Annotated in this window: 17 protein-coding genes; 11 read left to right on the top strand and 6 right to left on the bottom strand. The window is 63.3% G+C overall.

The genetic code is table 11. The annotated features are described in order from the left end of the window. Positions 1-85: 85 nt before the first annotated feature. A complete protein-coding gene (locus EDD52_RS14245) occupies positions 86-856 on the top strand; it encodes an FCD domain-containing protein (protein WP_132246102.1) in 771 nt (256 codons plus the stop codon). Between the two features lie 32 nt (positions 857-888). On the opposite strand, the gene EDD52_RS14250 is transcribed toward EDD52_RS14245, so the two are convergent. Continuing rightward, entirely contained in the window at positions 889-2,148 is a 1,260-nt protein-coding gene (locus EDD52_RS14250; protein ID WP_132246104.1) for a glycosyltransferase family 4 protein, read from the bottom strand. 172 nt (positions 2,149-2,320) lie between these two features. Between EDD52_RS14250 and leuS the strand changes: the two genes are divergently transcribed. From leuS to EDD52_RS14270, 4 genes are all read left to right on the top strand, one after another. After that, a complete protein-coding gene (gene leuS, locus EDD52_RS14255) occupies positions 2,321-4,876 on the top strand; it encodes a leucine--tRNA ligase (RefSeq protein WP_132246106.1) in 2,556 nt (851 codons plus the stop codon). After that, positions 4,866-5,348: an LPS assembly lipoprotein LptE gene (gene lptE / locus EDD52_RS14260; RefSeq protein WP_243651950.1), complete on the top strand. Its 483-nt coding sequence runs from the start codon at positions 4,866-4,868 to the stop codon at positions 5,346-5,348. The genes leuS and lptE overlap by 11 nt, the downstream gene beginning before the upstream one ends. Further along, complete coding sequence (holA, locus tag EDD52_RS14265; protein WP_132246110.1) at positions 5,345-6,370, top strand: DNA polymerase III subunit delta; 1,026 nt, start codon at positions 5,345-5,347, stop codon at positions 6,368-6,370. The genes lptE and holA overlap by 4 nt, the downstream gene beginning before the upstream one ends. A gap of 77 nt (positions 6,371-6,447) precedes the next feature. Then, on the top strand, positions 6,448-7,038 hold the full coding sequence (locus tag EDD52_RS14270; protein ID WP_132246112.1) for a glutathione S-transferase family protein: 591 nt from the start codon (positions 6,448-6,450) through the stop codon (positions 7,036-7,038). A 61-nt stretch (positions 7,039-7,099) separates the two neighbouring features. Here the strand turns inward: EDD52_RS14270 and EDD52_RS14275 are convergent, their stop codons facing one another. From EDD52_RS14275 to EDD52_RS14290, 4 genes are all read right to left on the bottom strand, one after another. Continuing rightward, a complete protein-coding gene (locus EDD52_RS14275) occupies positions 7,100-8,284 on the bottom strand; it encodes an FAD-dependent monooxygenase (RefSeq protein WP_132246114.1) in 1,185 nt (394 codons plus the stop codon). Beyond that, positions 8,281-9,627, bottom strand: coding sequence for a mechanosensitive ion channel family protein (locus tag EDD52_RS14280; protein ID WP_132246116.1), 1,347 nt, complete (start codon positions 9,625-9,627; stop codon positions 8,281-8,283). The genes EDD52_RS14275 and EDD52_RS14280 overlap by 4 nt, the downstream gene beginning before the upstream one ends. A gap of 270 nt (positions 9,628-9,897) precedes the next feature. Continuing rightward, positions 9,898-10,512 carry an enoyl-CoA hydratase/isomerase family protein gene (locus EDD52_RS14285; RefSeq protein ID WP_132246118.1) on the bottom strand — a complete coding sequence of 205 codons (615 nt, stop codon included), beginning with the start codon at positions 10,510-10,512 and terminating at the stop codon, positions 9,898-9,900. Further along, positions 10,509-11,261 (bottom strand): SDR family oxidoreductase, encoded by a 753-nt coding sequence (locus EDD52_RS14290; RefSeq protein ID WP_132246120.1) that lies wholly within the window; start codon positions 11,259-11,261, stop codon positions 10,509-10,511. Before EDD52_RS14290 ends, EDD52_RS14285 begins: the two co-directional genes overlap by 4 nt. A 175-nt stretch (positions 11,262-11,436) precedes the next feature. Between EDD52_RS14290 and EDD52_RS14295 the strand changes: the two genes are divergently transcribed. From EDD52_RS14295 to lpxK, 6 genes are all read left to right on the top strand, one after another. Further along, entirely contained in the window at positions 11,437-12,969 is a 1,533-nt protein-coding gene (locus tag EDD52_RS14295) for a DUF2125 domain-containing protein (protein ID WP_132246122.1), read from the top strand. Positions 12,970-13,101: 132 nt separating this feature from the next. After that, complete coding sequence (locus EDD52_RS14300) at positions 13,102-14,448, top strand: TldD/PmbA family protein (RefSeq protein ID WP_132246124.1); 1,347 nt, start codon at positions 13,102-13,104, stop codon at positions 14,446-14,448. A gap of 25 nt (positions 14,449-14,473) precedes the next feature. Continuing rightward, positions 14,474-15,250 (top strand): inositol monophosphatase family protein, encoded by a 777-nt coding sequence (locus EDD52_RS14305; protein ID WP_132246232.1) that lies wholly within the window; start codon positions 14,474-14,476, stop codon positions 15,248-15,250. Between the two features lie 74 nt (positions 15,251-15,324). After that, positions 15,325-15,567, top strand: a complete 243-nt coding sequence (locus EDD52_RS14310; protein ID WP_132246126.1) for a DUF4170 domain-containing protein — start codon at positions 15,325-15,327, stop codon at positions 15,565-15,567. A gap of 2 nt (positions 15,568-15,569) precedes the next feature. Then, positions 15,570-16,790 carry a 3-deoxy-D-manno-octulosonic acid transferase gene (locus EDD52_RS14315; protein ID WP_243651951.1) on the top strand — a complete coding sequence of 407 codons (1,221 nt, stop codon included), beginning with the start codon at positions 15,570-15,572 and terminating at the stop codon, positions 16,788-16,790. After that, positions 16,790-17,797, top strand: a complete 1,008-nt coding sequence (lpxK, locus tag EDD52_RS14320; protein WP_132246128.1) for a tetraacyldisaccharide 4'-kinase — start codon at positions 16,790-16,792, stop codon at positions 17,795-17,797. Before EDD52_RS14315 ends, lpxK begins: the two co-directional genes overlap by 1 nt. A gap of 253 nt (positions 17,798-18,050) precedes the next feature. On the opposite strand, the gene EDD52_RS14325 is transcribed toward lpxK, so the two are convergent. Next, on the bottom strand, positions 18,051-19,454 hold the full coding sequence (locus tag EDD52_RS14325) for a DegQ family serine endoprotease (protein WP_132246130.1): 1,404 nt from the start codon (positions 19,452-19,454) through the stop codon (positions 18,051-18,053). Positions 19,455-19,751 lie beyond the last annotated feature (297 nt).

The following is a 19,751-nucleotide window of genomic DNA, read 5'->3' on the forward strand; positions in this document are numbered from 1 at the left end:
GAGTACGGGCGCGCGTAGTGCGAATTCCTTGCGCACGGGCGGTGCCGGTCCTATCGTTTCACCAATTGCCCATACTGGTCCTCACATGCCCTTCACCAAAGTCCAGCCGGAAAAGCTCTCTGCATCGGTCGCGCGCCAGATTGAAAAGCTGATCCTGCGGGGCATCCTGCGCCCCGGCGAAAGGCTGCCCGCAGAACGCGAGCTTTCCGAACGGCTTGGCGTTTCGCGCCCCTCCCTGCGCGAGGCAATAGCCGACCTTCAGGAACGCGGGCTGCTGGCCAGCCGCGCCGGTGCGGGCATATACGTCGCCGATGTGCTTGGGTCGGCCTTTTCCGACGCGCTCGTCCGGCTTTTTGCCTCCCATGACGAGGCCGTGTTCGATTACCTCTCTTTCCGGCGCGATATGGAAGGGCTGGCCGCCGAACGTGCGGCGCGGCTGGCATCGGAAACCGATCTCAAGGTGATCCAGTCGGTGTTCGACAAGATGCAGGCCGCCCATGCAAAGCGGAATCCCGATGACGAGGCGCGGCTGGACGCGGATTTCCACCTTGCGATCATCGAGGCCAGCCACAACGTCATTATGCTGCACATGATGCGTTCCATGTACCAGCTGCTACGCGAAGGTGTGTTCTACAACCGCCAGATCATGTTTCAGCGCCGCACGACGCGAGAGACGCTTCTTGACCAGCACCGGCAGATCAATGCCGCGCTACAGGCCCGCAATCCGGCAGAGGCCCGCCGCTCGATCGAGGCCCATCTGGATTATGTCGAGGACGCCCTGACCGAACATCGCAAGGCAGAGCATAACGAAGAAATCGCCCGCCTGCGTTTTGAGCACGAACAAAAGAGAGGCTGACACACCCCAGGGCGCTTTTGCGCGCCACGGGTTTAGTCCACCGGTCTGCGGGGCTCCGTTTCGGCCAAGGCCTTGACCCATTCCAACTGCTTGGGCAGGCAGACAGAGCGTAGATCGTAGTTCCTGACCACGAAGTCGCGCGCCGCCTTGCCCATGCGCGCGCGCGTATCCGGGTCGTCCAGCAGCGCGCAGAGCCGATCCGTCAAAGCATCCTTGTCGAAGAAATCAACCAGCCAGCCGGTTTCCCCTTCGGTCAGAACCTCCGTCACGGGGGCCGTATCACTGGCCAGGATCGCGCTTTCGCAGGCCATCGATTCCAGCAAGGACCATGACAGGACGAAGGGGTATGTCAGGTAAACATGCGCCCGGCTGACCTGCATCATCGACAGGAACTTCGCATAGGGCACGCGCCCCATGAAATGCACCCGCGCCCAGTCCTCATCAGAGATCTGCCCGCGCACCTCGTCGATATAGATCTGTTTCCAGGTCTTGCCCTTGGGCGGGCGGGCGCCATAGCTGACATCATCGCCGCCCAGCATCACCACCTGTGCCTCGGGTCGGCGCCTCAGGATATCCGGCAGGGCGCGCATGAAGATGTGATAGCCGCGATAAGGCTCCAGATTGCGGTTGATGAAGGTGATGACCTCGTCGTCGCGGGTCAGAACCCGGCCCCCGGTCACCTCCAGCCTTGCCGCCGGGTCGGGTTTGACTTCATCGGTATTCACCCCGTCATGCACCACCGTGATGCGCTTGCGGTAATGCTCGGGGAATGTATCGGCCTGAAAATGCGTCGGGCTGATGCCAAGGTCGATCACCTCCGAATGCATCCGGTTGTTGAGGTTCTTCAGCCGGATGCGCAGCGCGTCCTGATCGGCGGCGGGTGTCGGGAACTCCGGATCGAACCCCAGAAACGGATGCCCGGACAGGTGATACAGCTCGCAATACAGACCCAGCCGCGCGCCGGGCCAGACATCCTTGAGAAACAGGCTCTCGCCCCAGCCGTGATGGGCAAGGATCATATCAGGCTCGAATCCCTGCGCCTTCAGCGCCTTGGCGGCGTTATAGCAGCTGTGACCGCGCAAAAGCTTCGTCTCGAAATCGGCCAACCAAGGGTGAATATCCCGGGAGGACCGCCCGTTGATCTTGTAGGGGATGATCTGCACCCCCTGCCATTTCGTTGGTTTGTCCACCTTGGGCGTCAGTGCCACAACCTGATGGCCAAGCTGCACCAGAACCGGCGCGATGTGTTTGTACTGACCGGGGAAATTCTGGTGGATCAGCAATATCTTCATGGCGTCCAAACCCTTCGAGGCAATGCCTCCCCGTTATATCCGGCCAAGGGCAGGAGGCAAACGCAACCCACCGAACGTCGCCGAAATGCGCAGAGGCACTTTACCCGGACCGCCCTTGGCCCTATCACCCGAGCGACCGCAAAGACGCCCGCCTGCGCAAAGGAAAGCCCACATGTCCCGCTACACCCCCGCCGAGATCGAGCCAAAGTGGCAACAGGCCTGGGAAGAGGCCGGAACCTTCACCGCCACGCGGGAGGGCGACAAGCCGAAATATTACGTGCTCGAAATGTTCCCCTACCCGTCGGGACGCATCCATATCGGCCACGTGCGCAACTACACGATGGGCGATGTGATCGCGCGCTACAAGATTTCCACGGGGCATAACGTTCTGCACCCGATGGGCTTTGACGCCTTTGGCCTTGCGGCAGAGAACGCGGCGATGGATCGCGGCAGTCATCCCAAGGATTGGACCTACTCCAATATGGCGGCGATGAAGGAACAGATGAAGCCGATGGGCTGGTCGCTGGATTGGTCCCGCGAACTGGCCACGTGCGATCCGGAATATTACGGGCAGCAACAGGCGCTGTTCATTGATATGCTGGAGACGGGTCTGGTCTATCGCAAGAACGCGGTGGTCAACTGGGACCCGATCGACATGACCGTTCTGGCGAACGAGCAGGTGATTGACGGCAAGGGCTGGCGATCGGGCGCGGATGTTGAACGCCGCGAGCTGACCCAGTGGTTCTTCAAGATTTCCGACATGTCGGAAGAGCTGCTTGCGGCGCTGGACGGGCTGGATGACTGGCCCGCCAAGGTCAAGCTGATGCAGGCCAACTGGATCGGCAAATCGCGCGGTCTTCAGTTCAGTTTCAGCCTGATTGACGGCCCGCATGGCATGGACCGGGTCGAGGTTTACACCACGCGGCCTGACACGCTGATGGGCGCGTCTTTCGTGGGCATCTCGCCCGACCACCCGCTCGCCAAACAGCTGGAGCGTGACAACCCCGAGGTCGCCGCCTTCTGCGCGGAATGCCGAATGGGCGGCACCACCGCCGAGGCGTTGGAGACGGCCGAGAAAAAGGGCTATGACACCGGCCTCAAGGTCATGCACCCGTTTGACAATGATTGGGAACTGCCGGTCTATATCGCCAACTTCATCCTGATGGACTACGGCACCGGTGCGATCTTTGGCTGCCCCGGACACGACCAGCGCGACCATGATTTCTGCGCCAAATATGGCCTGCCGATCGTCGACACGTTCCTGCCGCTTGACGGTAAGCATGACATACAGGCCGCCCCTTACGTGCCCGCCAAGACCGAACAGGTCCGCTATACCCGCCTGATCGCAGGCAAAGAGGTGCAGACCGGCGATGAGGCCGTGGATGCCGCGGTTGATTTCTGCGAAGCAAATGGTGTGGGCCAGGGCGTCACCAAGTTCCGCCTGCGCGACTGGGGGCTTTCCCGCCAGCGCTATTGGGGGTGCCCGATCCCCGTGGTGCATTGCGAGGCATGCGGCGTCGTACCCGAGGCCAAGGAAAACCTGCCCGTCGAATTGCCCGACGACGTCACCTTTGACGTGCCCGGAAATCCGCTGGACCGGCATCCGAGTTGGCGCAACTGCACCTGCCCGAAATGTGGCGGGGCCGCGCTGCGCGAGACCGATACGATGGACACGTTCGTGGACAGTTCGTGGTATTTCGCCCGGTTTACCGCGCCGCATGCCGACACGCCCACGGATATGGCCGAAGCTGAATACTGGATGAATGTCGACCAGTATATCGGCGGCATCGAACACGCGATCCTGCACCTGCTTTATTCGCGCTTTTTCGCCCGCGCGATGATCCAGACCGGCCATCTGCCCGAGAAATGCGCGGAGCCGTTCAATGCGCTCTTCACCCAAGGCATGGTCACCCACGCGATCTACCAGACGCGCGACGCCAAGGGCCGCCCGGTCTATCACTACCCCGAGGATGTGGATCTGCGCGACGGCAAAGGCTTCCTCAAGGATGGCGCCGAGGTCGAGATCATCCCCTCGGCCAAGATGTCAAAATCCAAGAACAACGTTGTCGATCCGGTGCAGATCGTCGAGCAATACGGTGCGGATACGGCGCGCTGGTTCGTTCTGTCCGACAGCCCGCCCGAGCGGGACGTCGAATGGACCGCAAGCGGCGCCGAGGCAGCCAGCAAGCACCTTGCCCGCGTCTACCGCATCGCCGCCGAGATCGCCGAAGATCAGACCGGCCCGCAGGACGCGGATGAGCCTTTGCTGCGCGAGATGCACAAGGCCATCCATGACGTGACGATGGGTGTGGAAAGCTTTGGCTTCAACGCCTCTATCGCGCGGCTTTATGCCTTCACGAACGCGCTGTCGAAATCCAAGGCAGGGTCTGCGGCAAAGCGCGAGGCGATGCTCGCACTGGCGCAGTTGATGTCGCCGATGACACCGCATCTGGCCGAAGAAGTCTGGCAACTGCTGGGCGGTGAAGGTCTGATCGCCAACGCCCCCTGGCCCGCTGCGGACGAGGCGATGCTGATCGAAGAGAGCGTAACCCTGCCCATTCAGGTCAACGGCAAGCGCCGCGCCGAGATTACCGTTGCCAAGGATGCCGACAAAGCCGAAGTTGAGAAACTGGCATTGGCACATGAGGCCGTGCAGCGGGTGCTGGAGGGTGCCCAGCCGAAGAAAGTCATCGTTGTCCCGGGACGGATCATCAACCTTGTCGTCTGATCGCCGCCTTTTCCTGCTTTCTGCGCTGGCCCTCGGGGCCTGCGGCTTCACCCCGGCCTACGGGCCGACCGGTGGGGCCTCTGTGCTGCAAGGGCAGGTATCGGTGGCAGAGCCCGGAAATCGCGGAAGCTACCTGCTCAACCAGAGGCTGGAAGAGCGGCTGGGCCATGCGCCATCCGGGCGTTTCGGGCTAAGCTATGCGCTCAAGACCTCCACCAACGGGCTGGGCACGACCTCTGACGGGCGCACGACGCGCTATCACATGTCCGGCTCTGCAACATGGGTGTTGAAGGACGGCGACGAAACCGTCGTGGCGTCGGGCAAGGTGGACAGCTTTTCGGCCTATTCCGCCACGGGGTCAACTGCGGCGACCCACGCATCCGAACGGGACGCCCGCGCGCGGCTGATGACCATCCTCGCCGACCAGATGGTGGACCAGCTGATCCTCAAGGCGCCGGACCTGCCTTCATGAAACTCTCCGCGCGAGAGGCCGCGGGCTATTTCGCCAAGCCCGATCCGGGCAAGACCGGCTTGTTGATTTTCGGCTCGGACGCGATGCGGGTCGCGCTGAAACGTCAACAGGTGATCGCGGCGCTGATCGGCCCTGCGGGCGAGGAAGAGATGCGGCTGGCACGCCTGCCCGCAGCAGAGCTTCGCAAGGATCCCGCAGCGCTTCAGGATGCGATCAAGGCGCAAAGCTTTTTTCCCGGCCCGCGCGTCGCCTTTCTCGAAGACGCCACGGACGGCATCACCAAAGTGGTGGCCGCAGCACTTCAGGACTGGCAGCCCGGCGATGCACAGGTGATCGTGACCGCGGGGCAACTGACGGCGAAATCCGCGCTGCGCAAGTTGTTTGAAGGCCATCCCAACGCCTATGCGGTCGGGATTTACGACGATCCGCCCAGCCGGGCAGAAATAGAGGCAGACCTGAAACGCTCGGGCCTGCCTGCGCCCTCGCCCGACGCGATGGAGGCGCTGACCCTGCTGTCGCGCCAACTCGATCCGGGGGATTTCCGGCAGACGGTCGAGAAGCTGGCGCTTTACATGCTGGGACAGGGCGCGCCTGCAACCGCCGAGGATGTGGCCGCCTGCGCGCCCAGCTCTACCGAGGCAGAGCTGGACGATGTGCTCAATATCGTTGCCGAAGCCCGCACGGGCGAGATCGGCCCCGTCATGGCGCGGCTGCAATCGCAGGGGACCAACGCGGTCACGCTGATGATAGGCGCGACGCGACATTTCCGGATCCTGCACAAGGTTGCCTCGGACCCTGGCGGCGCGGGTTCCGGCATCGGCAAGCTGCGCCCGCCCGTCTTTGGCCCGCGCAGAGACCGCATTCTGCGTCAGGCGCAGAACTGGGGCGGCCCACGGCTGGAACAAGCCCTTGAAATGCTGACGGATACAGAGTTGCAGTTGCGCTCTGCCGGGCAACACGCGCCCGCCATGGCGTTGGTGGAACGGGTGCTGATCCGGCTTTCGATGCTTGGGCGCCGCTAAGGCCGTGCCGGTGTGGTCTTGCAAATGCGACCCTCACCCGACAATCTAAACGCCGACGAAACCGGGGAGGGATTGCGATGTACAAGGTGGTTGGCGGCGTGCAAAGCCGCTCCTTTCGGGTGCTTTGGTGCCTCGAAGAACTGGACCTGCCCTACGAGCATCTTGCCGCAATGCCGCGCTCTGCCGAAGTGACCGCGCTCAGCCCGCTGGGCAAGATCCCCGTTCTGGTGGAAGGTGACGCGATCATTCCGGACTCGACCGCGATCCTTGCCTATCTGACCGACAAGCACGGCCAGCTCACCTGTCCGGCCGGCACGTTGGAACGCGCGCGGCAAGATGCGCTGACCTTCCGTATCCTCGACGAGATTGATGCGACGCTCTGGACCGCTGCGCGGCACAGTTTTATCCTGCCAAAGGATGAACGCGTGCCCGAGGTCAAACCAAGTCTGAAGCTGGAATATGCCCGGAACATCGAACGTCTGACAGGCGAGATCCGGGGCCCATTCCTGATGGGGGACGCGCTGACCGTGCCGGACATCATTCTGGGGCATTGCGCGGGCTGGGCGAGAACCGCTAACTTCCCGGATGCGCCAGCGGCGTTCGTGGATTACCTCAGGCGGCTACGTGGCAGACCGGGCTTCAAACGGGCGGTTGCACGGGGCGCCTGACCGGTCATCTCGCCCCCTTTATCCGTTTGGCAATAAGGTGGTCAGGCCAATCGCCCGGTCACTACAGTCTTGATTGGGAAAACTGCGCGGCGGCGCGCCCTGCATGAAGGCCAGTCGCAAGGCAGGCGGTCAGCAGATAGCCGCCGGTGGGTGCGTCCCAATCCAGCATCTCGCCCGCCGCGAAAGTTCCCGGCATAGCCTTCAGCATCAACCTTTCATCCAGCGCGTCGAACCGCAGGCCGCCCGCGGTCGAGATGGCCTCGTCCAGGGGGCGCAGGCCGGTATGCCCGATGGGCAGCGCCTTGATCTGCTGCGCCAGAACTTCGGGAAATTTCGACAGGGGGCCTGCAAATTCCATCAGCAGCGCCAGCTTCTGCGGCTCGATGTTCAGCACTTTGCGCAGATGATTTGTGAAACTCGTCTTGCCGCGCGGACGGGCGATCCGGTCCGAGATCTCTTCGGCCGTGCGGTCCGGCGCCAGATCTATGGTCAGCTCCGCACCCTCGCGCAAGGCGGCGGACAGGCCGTAAATCCCGCCCCCTTCCAACCCGCGCGAAGAGATCACAGCCTCCCCCCGCAGGCGTGTCGCCCCGGCGCTGAGGCGGATGTTCTTCAACGGGGCACCGAAATGCCGCACCATATGTGGCGTCCAGTCGACACTGACACCGGCATTTGACGGCTGGAACGGCGCAACCGGCACATCTTTCTGAGAAAGAAGGGTCGCCCATGTCCCGTCCGACCCCAGCCGCGCCCAGCTTGCACCACCCAGCGCAAGAACGGTGACTTTCGGTTCCAGTGTCATCCCGCCCTCGGGCGTCTGAAAGGTAAGCGCATCCGCATCCCACCCGGTCCAGCGCCAGCGACGCCGGAAGGTGACGCCCTTTTCGTCAAGCCGCGCCAGCCAGGCCCGCAGCAGGGGCGAGGCCTTCATCGCCTTGGGAAAAACGCGCGCTGTGGACCCGGTGAAAAGCTCTTGTCCCAACCCGCGCGCCCAGGCCTGAACATCGGCGGGGCCAAAGGACCGGAGCGCTTCGTGCAACTGCGCAGGCAGGTCAGGATATGAGGCCAGAAACGCCTCGAACGGTTCGTCCTTGGTCAGGTTCAGCCCGGACTTTCCCGCCATGAGGAACTTGCGCCCGAAAGACGGTTTGGCATCGGCCACGGTGACGTGATGCCCCGCATCCGCCAGTGCCTCTGCCGCCATCAGCCCCGCAGGGCCGCCCCCCACGATCAGGGCGTCGGTCACGCCTCTGCCTGGGCGTCTTGGGGCGGCATCGCCCCCTTCAATTCCACCACGCGATGCGGATAGGGGATTTCGATGCCGTTGTCCTTCAACGCGTTCCAGATCAGGAACAGCACGTCGGAGGTGAACTTGTTCGGCCCGTCATCCAACCCGTTGACCCAGAACTCCACCGCGAAATCGACGCCGGAATCGCCGAAGCCGCGCAATTCGCAATCTGGCGGATAGGGCTCTTGCAGGATACGCGGATGGCTGGAGACTGCCGCCTCGACGATATCCGGCACCGCGTTGATATCGGTGTCGTAGGACACGCTAAAAGGGGCTTCGTAACGGTTGGCAGAGCCGCTGTCGGAATAGTTCACGATCCGAGTGGTAATGAAATCCTCGTTCGGCACCACAACCCAGCGGCCGTCAAAGGTTTCAAGGATCATGGCGCGGGCCGTTGTCTTAATGATCGTGCCCGCCTGCCCGTCGTCCAGTTCCACGAAATCACCGACCGTCGCCTGCCCTTCAAGCAGCAGGATCACACCCGAGATGAAGTTCGCCGCGATTTTCTGCAGACCGAAGCCAAGCCCCACACCAATCGCGCCGCCAAGAACGGCAAGCGAGGTCAGCGAAATGCCCATGATATTCATCAAGAGCAGGAAGGCCGCCCCGAAGATGGCGATTTCTGCGGCCTTGGTGGCAAGCTCCCGCGTGGCGGGGCGCAGTTCTTCCTGCTTTTGCAGGAACGCAGAGGACTGGTCATTCGACCAGCGGCCAAGCCAGAACAGCAACGCCCCGGCGATGACGCCGCGCACCAGCGCCATGACAGAGAAGGAAATCGTGCCCATCTGGACAGTCATCGCCGACAATTGTTCGACGGCCGTGTCCAGCATCCCCACCGCATAGAGCGCCATCACGGGGATCAGCACGTATCGCCCCAACAGCTTCAGAAACGGGTCGGCGACGATTTCCCTGACAAATATGCGGGCGGCGAGGAACAGAAACACGCGCTTGCCAAAGGCGATAACGGCGGTGGCCCCGAATGCCGAAGCGGTGATCGCCTCGCCCACCGCGGTCAGCACATAGGCCAGAAGCGGCAGCAGCAGAGGCGTGAACAACAGCGCGAAACGCCGCGCGCTTGCCAGGATGTTCTGCTGCCCCTTGGCGGGCGTCAGCATCCTGTTCAGGGCCGGGGAAAGGCGGCGGGCCAGCATGACAGCCAGCACATAGGACAGGACAAGCAGGGCAAGCTGCGACCAGGAGGCCGGACGGATGATCCAGCCGAGCGCGATCTCCCAGGCTTGCAGGGCATAGCCCGCAGCGGTCTGCACGAGTTCAGGCTGCTCTGACAGATCCCAATTCATATCCAACCTCTCAATGCGGTCATTTCCGGGTCATCCTGTAGCCAATCGCCCCCACTTGCCACAAGCGAAGACTGCGCACAGCCGCCCGGTCTTTGTGTCGTTGCGTCAAATCTGTTGGGAAATGAGCACGAAGACGCTTTGTGCGGGCAGATTTCGAAGCGGATGGCCGTTCAGCTTGCGCGCGTCCGGTTTTGCGCAAGCGGCGAGATGGCCGAAGCGGTCCCATGACAAGGGGCACTGATCATCTCGCACAACCCGACGTATTTGGCTTTACGCGTCGCGAAGCAATGTCTTGATGCCCTGCGCGACGGTTTGATCGGCGGAAAGGCAATCCGTGACCAGCGCCTTTGCTTCGGCCATCAGGTCGTCCGGGGCGACGATCCGGTCGATCAGCCCCCAGTCGCGTGCTTCCTCTGCGCCGATCTTCTGACCCGCCATCAGGATCATCGCGGCGCGGGACCGGCCGATCAGCTGAGACATGCGGCGCGGATCGGATGGTTGAGGCAGAAACCCGAGTTTCATGACAGGATAGAAAACCTTGGCCGTGGGCGCGCAAATGCGGATGTCACAGGCCAGCGCCATGCCAATCGCCCCGCCCGCGATGGTGCCGTTCAGCGCGGCGATGCTGAGGCCGGGCAAGGCCGCGATCGCACCTGAGAGCCTCTCCCATAACGGGCTGGTCGCAAGACCCGCCCGCGCGGCATCAAGATCGGCCCCCGCAGAAAACACCTTGCCCGTCCCGGTCAGGATCAGGGCACGCGCCTCTTGCGCGGCCTCGGCAATCTCGGCCAGCTCCTGCAGCATTTCCGCGGTCAGAGAGTTCGCCTTCTCAGGCCGGTCGATGCGCGCGATCCACAGCCCGCCCTCTTTCTCCAGGGAAATCATGCCAGCCCGATCTTCTTGCGGATGTCCTCGTCGCGCAGGGAAATCTCGTCGCCCAGCCAGTCATCCGCCTCTGGGCTGCACATCCAAAGCAACGCCTTGGCGGGCCAATCGGCGGGGATATGGTCGGACCATTCCAGCTTGCTGACCGGGTTCACGCCGCTCGTCTTGATTTCGCGCTGCATCTGTGTGGCCACCGTACCGGGGCTAAGCCCGATCGCGCGGATGCCCGCCTCGCGGCCCTCCTTGTCGGCGCATCGCGTCAGCATGGCCGCCCCGGCCTTGGATGCACAATAATGTGACCACGCCTCTACCGGGCCATGGGCCGCGCCGGAGCTGATCGTCAGGATGGTGCCCCCGCCCGCCTTCATCATGACGGGCATCGCCGCGCGCATCCCATAAAAGACGCCCTTGAGATTGATGTCGATCACATGCCCCCATGCCTCCGGGTCGGCCTCTGCCAGATGCGAGATCGGCTCGATCACGCCCGCATTGTTGATCAGGATGTCGAGCCGTCCGAAGGCCTTCACGGTGGCATTCACAGCGGCCTCCACCTCCCAGAAGCGACTGACATCGCAGGGAATGGCAAGGGAATCGCCTCCCAGTTCACCGGCAAGATCGGCCACGGCATCCTCGCTGCGGGCAACCAGTGCAACCCGCGCGCCCGCCCCGGCAAAGACCCGCGCGGCGGCGGCCCCGATACCACGGCTGGCTCCGGTGATCATGACCACCTTTCCATCAAGTCCCTGCATGGCGACCCTCCCTGTTTTGCAGATTTCGCCCCATTGCTAGCGCAGCTTGCAATGGAAGGTCCATATGCGGCTTTCGACAGGTGGCATTCTCGGGGAACTACCGGATTGCCAGACCTTGACCCTTCCGGCCCCGCACCCGAAGTTATAGGGGAGTTCGAAACTGGAGAACCCCATTATGCCTCGTTATTCCGCCTTTATGTATTCCGCTGCCCTGTCGGTGGCCGTGGTGGCGGCCCCCCCTGCCTTTGCGGATGTCACCCCCCAGCAGGTCTGGGATGATATCGAGGCTTACATGACAAGTTTCGGTTACGAAGTGGCGGGCACCGAAACCCTGTCCGGCAGCACGCTGAGCGTCAAGGACATGGTCCTGACGATGGACATCCCCGACGGAGAGGGCGTGCTGAGCTTCTCTGCCGCTGACGTGGTGCTGGAAGATGCAGGCAACGGCAGCGTCCGTGTCAGCTTTCCCGCCGACATGCCAATCACGCTGAACATGACAGAAGTGCCGGACGGCGAACCGTTCGATCTGACCATCGACTATACGCAGGACGGGCTGGAGATGATCGTCTCGGGGACGCCGGGCGATCTGACCTATGATTACACAGCCGACAGCCTGGGCATGCGCCTGACAGAGCTGGTGGTGGATGGCGAGGTTCTGGGCCGTGATGTCGCCCGCGCCGACATCACGCTGACCGATATTTCCGGCAATGCGCAGGTGACCGTCGCGGATATTCGTACCATCTCGCAGGTGTTGAAAGCGGCAAGCGTTGATTACGATATCGCGTTCAATGATCCGGAGGCCGAAGGCTCCGCCCTGTTTGCGGGATCGATGGCTGGCCTGCTATTCGAGGGCAGCACATCCATTCCCCTGGACATGGACCCGGAGGACATGCCGGCCATGCTGGCGGCAGGTTTCGCGGTGGATGGCACATTCGGTCACAGCGGCGGGTCGGGCAGCTTTGCCGTCACCGAGGATGGAGAGGTCACGACCGGGCGGACCAGTTCGGGCTCGGGCACTTTGCAGGTCACGATGAATGCCGACGCCTTGGCCTATTCCGGCCGCACGACCGATGTCGAGATGTCGATGACAGGCGGCGAGCTGCCTTTCCCGGTCGAAACGGCGATGTCTGAAACCGCAATCAACCTGACCCTGCCGACGTCGAAAGGCGACGAGCCCAGCGATGTCGCCTTCGGGGTCAACCTGGCCGGGTTCACCATGTCGGACATGCTGTGGAACATCTTCGATCCCGGCAAGGCGCTGCCGCGCGATCCCGCCACGCTGGCCTTCGACCTGACAGGAAAGGTCAAGATGCTGGTGGAACTCATGGATGCCGAACAGATGGCGATGATGGACCGCGAAAACGCCCTTCCGGCGGAACCACAGTCGCTGACGCTCAGCGGTTTGCTGGTCGAAGCAATCGGCGCGCGGCTGACCGGTGAGGGGTCCTTTACCTTCGACAATACCGATCTGGAAACCTTTGACGGTATGCCGCGGCCCACGGGAACGCTCAACCTGACGCTGGACGGGGCGAACGCGGTACTTGACCGGTTGATCGCAGCCGGGTTGATGAAACAGCAGGACGCAATGGGTGCGCGGATGATGCTGAGCATGTTCGCCGTTGCCGGCAGCGGCGAGGACCAACTGAAATCCACGTTGGAGATCAACGAAAGCGGCCAGATACTGGCCAATGGTCAGCGCATCCGCTGACACCGGCCACATGGCCCGAGGAGGCTGGTCTGGCGCCAGCCTCCTTGCCCGCGCACCCCGCGTCAGGCCGCCGCTCTTGCACAGACGCATGACAGGCAATACTTGCTAGTCGAAACAACCGCCGGAGCCACCATGCAGCATGACTTGGAAACCCTGACGCAGGCCCTGCTGAGCGCCGCCGAAAAGGCCGGGGCAGACAGTGCCGATGCCATTGCGCTTTCGGGTGCCTCGGTTTCGATCGATGTCCGCGGCGGCACGCTGGAACAAGCTGAACGGTCCGAGGGCACGGATATCGGGCTGCGTGTCTTCGTGGGCAAAAGGCAGGCCAATGTCTCGGCCTCCGAAACCTCCGACCAGACGATCGCAGAGATGGCAGAACGCGCCGTTCTGATGGCACGCGAGGCCCCCGAAGACCCCTATGCCGGGCTGGCCGATCCGGATCAGCTGGCGAAATCATGGGATGTTGCTGCGCTGGAACTGGCGGATGACACGGCAGAGCCCTCTCCGGCGGAGCTTCAGGAAGATGCCCGCCGCGCCGAAGCAGCAGCGCTGGGTGTTCAGGGTATCAGCCAGGTGCAGGCAGCCTCGGCCAGCTATTCCGACCGGAGCATCCACCTTGCGGCAAGCAACGGGTTTTCGGGCGGGTACCGACGCACGGACAGGGCGCTCTATTGCGTCGCCATCGCGGGCAGCGGTACAGAGATGGAGCGCGACCATGACGGGGATAGCCGCATCTTTCAGTCCGACCTGCGCAGCCCGGAAGACATCGGCAAGAGCGCCGCTGAACGGACCCTGACCCGGCTGGGCGCCACCAAACCCCCGACCGGCAGCTATCCGGTGCTGTTTGACGAGCGCATTTCTTCCTCGCTGATTGGCCATTTGCTGGCTGCGATCAACGGCAGCGCCATCGCGCGCGGCTCCAGTTGGTTGCGCGACGCGATGGGAGAAGCCGTTCTTCCCGACGGCATTGACCTGATCGAGAACCCGCACCGCCCCCGCGCCCCCGGATCGCGCCCATTCGACGCCGAGGGCCTTCCGACCCGCCAGCGCGACATTGTCAAAGATGGCATCCTGCAGGGCTGGACGCTGGATCTCGCCTCGGCCCGCAAGCTGGGGCTGCAAAGCACTGCAAACGCCGGCCGCGGCACCGGATCGGCACCCTCCCCGACCACGTGGAACGTCGCGCTCTCGCAGGGCACGCAAAGCCGGGAAGACCTGATCCGCGACATGGGAACGGGGTTGCTTGTGACGTCGATGATCGGCTCCACCATCAATCCCAATACCGGCGACTATTCGCGCGGTGCCTCTGGCCTCTGGATAGAGAACGGGGAAATCGCGGGCGCGGTGAATGAATGTACCGTTGCGGGCAATCTGTGCGAGATGCTGCGCACGCTGCGCCCGGCAAATGATGCCCGCCCCTGGCTGTCGCGGGTGGTCCCGTCGCTGCTGGTCGAGGGGCTGACCCTCGCCGGGAGCTGACCGGGTGGATGCCCCTGCCGCCGTGCTGGCCGCCGAAGACCTGTCGCTTCTGACCCGCGCCGCGCATGCAGCGGGCGAAACCGCGCTGACCTTTACCGGCCCGTCGGCGCGTTCCTGGGACAAACCCGAAGGCGCAGGCCCGGTGACAGAGGCGGATCTAGCCGTCAACGAGACGCTCAAACAGATCCTGCGCGACGCCCGGCCTGATTACGGCTGGCTGAGCGAGGAAGACGCGGACTCCTCCGACCGCCTTTCCGCGCGGCGGGTCTTTATCATCGACCCGATCGACGGGACACGCAGCTTTATCAAGGGCGATACTTCCTGGGCGCATTCCATCGCGGTGGTCGAGGACGGTGAAGTCTCTGCCGGCGTGGTCTACCTGCCCATGCAGGACAAGCTTTACGCCGCCGCGCGCGGGGGCGGTGCTGTCCTGAACGGGGCGGCCATCCATGCGGGCCGTGCAGAAAAGCTTGGTGGCGCAGACGTGCTGCTGGCCCGAGCGGCCCTGGAGCCGCACCACTGGAACGGCGCGCCGCCCGCGATCAACCGGCACCTGCGTCCGTCGCTGGCCTATCGCATGGCATTGATCGCGCAAGGCAGGTTCGACGCGATGCTTACCCTGCGCGACAGCTGGGAATGGGACATCGCCGCAGGCGCGCTGATCTGCGCCGAGGCGGGCGCCCGCGTCACGGACAGGCGCGGAAACGCCTTGAGCTTCAATGCCCGACATCCAAAGGCGCATGGCGTCGTCGCGGCCAATCCGCCCCTGCATCGCGCCTTTCTGGCCGCATTGCGCAACTGAACGGTGGAACGACTTGGCTTGACCCTGCCACACCAAGCCGTACCCTGCCGAAAATCTTTCTGAAAGGACATCTCATGGCACAGCGCCTGCACCTCGTCTTTGGCGGCGAACTGGTCGATCCGTCACGATCAGAGTTCAAGGACACCGACGACATTCAAATCGTCGGCATGTTCCCGGATTACGAAAGCGCGTATAACGCGTGGAAATCCGAAGCACAGCGGACTGTCGACAACGCCCATATGCGGTACTTCATCGCACATATCCACCGGCTGCGCGACGAGGAGAGAGAGGCCTCCTCGACCGAAGAACTCGGTTAATCTTGGCCAATCGCCCGCTCAGCCTTGCCTCGTATCTGGCCCTTCCGCGCAAGCGCACGTCGGACCTCAGCGTGGCCCCCATGCCGGACCGTCCCAGCGGTCCGCTGGTCTGGGCGCATGCCAGCCAGGGGGAACAGCTTCGGGCGCTGTCGGATCTGTGCAGACGCCTGCGCCAGCAGCGGGAGGATTTCTCCTGCCTGCTGACCTATTCCAATGGTGCGCAACCCCGGATCGAGCTTGGCGGCACATTCTGCATGCAGCTTCCGGCAGATACGGCAGTGAATGCCGCTGCCTTTCTTGATCACTGGAAACCCACCGTGGGCCTTTGGACCGGGGCGGAATTACACCCGACGCTCTTGCGTCAGGCGGCCGATCGCAACTGCGCGCTTGCCCTTCTGGACATTCGCGACATGCCCTTCACCACCAGCGCGCCGCGATGGCTGGGCGACACGGTGACTGCAACGCTCCGCCTGTTCGACCGGCATTTTGCCGTCAACGGCAATGCTTTGCGGCGGTTGCGGCGTCTGGGGCTGCAGGGCAGCTCTGTCCGGGTCGCGGGGCCTTTGCTGGAAACGCCCCTTCCGCTGCCCTGCAACGATGGCGAACACAGCGAAGCCGCGGCCATTCTGGCCGGTCGGCCCGTCTGGCTGGCGGCAAGGGTGCAGCGGGAGGAAGTCGATATCGTGCTGCATGCTTTCCGGCACGTGCGGCGCCTCGCCCATCGGCTGCTTCTGGTAATCCTGCCGGATGTGGGCGTCGATCCTGTCGCGATCCTGAGTGAGCTTGAGGACAGCAAGTTGCGCCACGTCTGCTGGGATACCGGAGAGCAGCCGAACGAAGCGACAGAGGTGCTTCTGGTTGTCGACACGGCAGAGCTGGGCCTGTGGTACCGCCTTGCGCCTGTCAGCTTTGTAGGCACGTCGCTGTTGGTCGGGCATCAGGGGCGCGACCCGTATGAGGCGACAGCGCTTGGGTCGGCCGTGCTGCATGGCCCCAATGTGGGGCGCTACCTTCAAAGCTATGCAAAGCTGGACAAGGCGGGCGCGGCAAAGCTCGTCACCGATGCAGAGACCCTGGCCGCTTCCGTGTCACAGCTGATCGCCCCGGACCGCGCGGCGCAGATGGCGCATGCCGGGTGGGAGGTCGTGTCCGAGGGGGCAGAGCTGGCCAATCAGGTCATCGAATTTCTCAATGACGCTCTGGACACGGCGGAGGCAGAGTAATGCGCGCGCCCCTTTTCTGGGATAACCCGCCGGAACAGCCGGGCTGGCAGGCGCGGGTTCTGACGCCCCTGTCCTACCTGACGGCGGCGGCAACGGCGCGGCGCGTGGCGCGGGCCGGAGAACGGCTGGCGAAGCCCGTGATCTGTATCGGCAATATCAACGCGGGCGGCACCGGCAAGACGCCCACGACAATCGCGCTTGTGCAGCGTCTGATCGGGATGGGCTGTGCGCCTCATGTCGTCTCTCGCGGGTATGGCGGATCGGAAAACGGGCCTGTGCGCGTTGATCCCGCGCGCCACGATGCCGCCCGCGTGGGGGATGAGCCGCTGCTGCTGTCCGCCTTCTGCCCCGCCTGGGTTGCGAAAGACCGCGCCGCAGGTGCACGCGCGGCCATTCAGGACGGCGCGGATGTCATCGTGATGGATGACGGTTTTCAGAATCCGGCAATCATCAAGGATCTATCAATCGTCGTTGTCGATGCGGCCCGGGGCTTCGGCAACGGGCTTTGCATGCCCGCCGGTCCATTGCGGGAACCTGTCGCCGCGGGTCTGGCGCGGGCCGATCTTGTCCTGTCAATCGGCGGCCCCGCTGCGCAACGGCGGTTCTGCGATGCTTGGGGCCCGTCGCTCAAGCTCCCACATGTCACCGGTGCGCTGGAACCCTTGCCAACCGGGATGGACTGGGCCGACACGCGGCTGCTTGCCTTCGCAGGTATCGGCCACCCGGAGAAATTCTTCGCCACCCTGCGCAGCCTCGGCGCAGACGTCCTGCGCGCCGAAGGTTTGAGCGACCACCAGCCGCTTACACCGGCGCTGATGGCAAGGCTTGAAAACGAAGCGCTGTTACTGGGTGCGAACCTCGTGACCACTGAAAAGGATGCTGTCCGTCTGCCCGCGAGTTTTCGGCAGAAAGTTCTGACCTTGCCGGTCAGGCTGGACGTGTCTGACTGGACCTGTCTGGACAGCCGCATCGCGGAACTCCTCAACGTCGAGGGCCCGGCAGGCTGAAAAGCTGGGCACAGCCTGACCCGCACGCACACTCTCCTGCGCGATGGACAGAAATCAACCGTGATCCGAAGGGGCTACGGACGCATGCATCCCTTGACAGGGTGAACCAAGAGATCCCGATAAGGCAGAGAAGCGCCTCCGGCCCGGGCTTTCTATATCCCGGGCCTGTCTTTGGCAGTTGTTGCCAAGCCTCGATCTTTGTCCTTCGCCCTCGTCGCTCGCTTTTGACTTGCCTTCTTTGGCTGCGTCCATGTCAGCGCATCACCAGAAAAACGCGTGCCGTGCCGCGTTGGATTGTCAGCGCCAAGGCACCGTTTACCTGCGACAATTGCCGACGCAACTCGCCTAGCGAACCGACGGGTACACGGTTCACGGCAAGAATGATGTCGCCAACCTCCAGGCCCGAACGCGCCGCGCGGCTGCCCGGATCAAGACGCGCGATCACGGCACCTTCGAGATCACCGTAGAAGGGATCGCCCGGCCTCAAGTCGCGGATTTCCGCACCTGCCAGCCGATCAAGGGCACGGTCCGTGACGTGGGCTGCAACCAATCCTGCCTCGCGCATCGTGGCCTTCACGCTCATGGGCTGTCCGTCCCGGATCACGTCCAGTTCAACCTCCGAGCCGACCCGCTTCAACCCGATCTGGCTGCGCAGATCGGCGGAACCGGCCACGGACCTGCCATCCACCGCAACGATCAGATCCCCGGCCTGCAACCCGGCCTTGTCTGCCGCGCTGTCCGGTTCGACCTGTGTGACGACCGCGCCGACCCCCGCTTCGATCCCAAGTGCGTCGGCCAGATCGGGGGTGAAATCCTGTATCATGACGCCAAGCTGACCCCGACGCACCTCGCCATATTCGATCAGCTGTTCCAGGACTGCCTGTGCCATATTCGCAGGCACAGAGAAACCGATACCGACATTGCCGCCTGACGGTGCGATGATCGCCGTATTAATGCCGACAAGCCGACCGTCCAGCGTAACCAGCGCGCCACCGGAATTGCCGGGATTGATGGAGGCGTCCGTCTGGATGAAGTCTTCGTACCCGTCGACATTCAGCCCGCTGCGACCAAGCGCGCTGACGATGCCGGAGGTCACGGTCTGTCCCAATCCGAACGGGTTGCCGATGGCAAGCACGTAGTCGCCCACCTGCAACCGGTCACTATCGCCCAGTTCGAGCGCTGTGATGTCCTCGGCATCGATCCGCAAAAGCGCGATATCCGTGCCTGCATCGCTCCCGATCAGTTCGGCATCAAATTGACGCCGGTCCTTGAGCGTCACGATAATCCGGTCGCCGTTCTCCACCACGTGATGGTTGGTCAGAACATAGCCCTCTTCCGCGTCAACGATGACGCCCGAACCGGCGCTCATCTGTCGGCGTGGAGAGGGCTGTTGCGGCATGGGCTGCATGTCGAAGAACCGTCGAAAGAACGGATCGTTGAAAAGCGGGTTCATCTCTGGGGTCTGGTGGCTTTCGACCGAGATGTTCACCACCGCGGGGGTCACTTCTGCCATGAGAGGCGCCAAGGTCGGCAAGCCGTCCTCGTTGCGGAACAGCGGTGCGTCTGCGGTCTGTGCCGGGGCCTGCACGGCCAGAATGAAGGTCGCAACGCAAAGAGCCGACACCAAGCGGCCAATTCTAACTATTGCGGCGGGCATTAACTGTCTCCTTGTTCCGGAAGGGGTGGACAAGGGGACCTGCGCCACCCGGTTTGCGAATTTGGACACGTGGCGCGGCGGGGGCCGCCGCGCATCAAAATTTTTGGCTGCAGACCCGATCAAGGCTCTGACGGATTTTGCCAAGGATGCCATCTGCGCCAACTTCGGTATCATCAGCCACTTCGGTGAAATCGCCGTTGGTCCCACTGTCAAAGGCCTCTGCGCGGTTCAGGTGTTCCCGGCCCGCCTGTCTGGGTCCTTCTTCAGCGCTCGCGGATGCCCTGAAAGCGCCGGGGA

This window comes from Primorskyibacter sedentarius (assembly GCF_004342065.1).
Taxonomy (GTDB): Bacteria; Pseudomonadota; Alphaproteobacteria; order Rhodobacterales; family Rhodobacteraceae; genus Primorskyibacter; species Primorskyibacter sedentarius.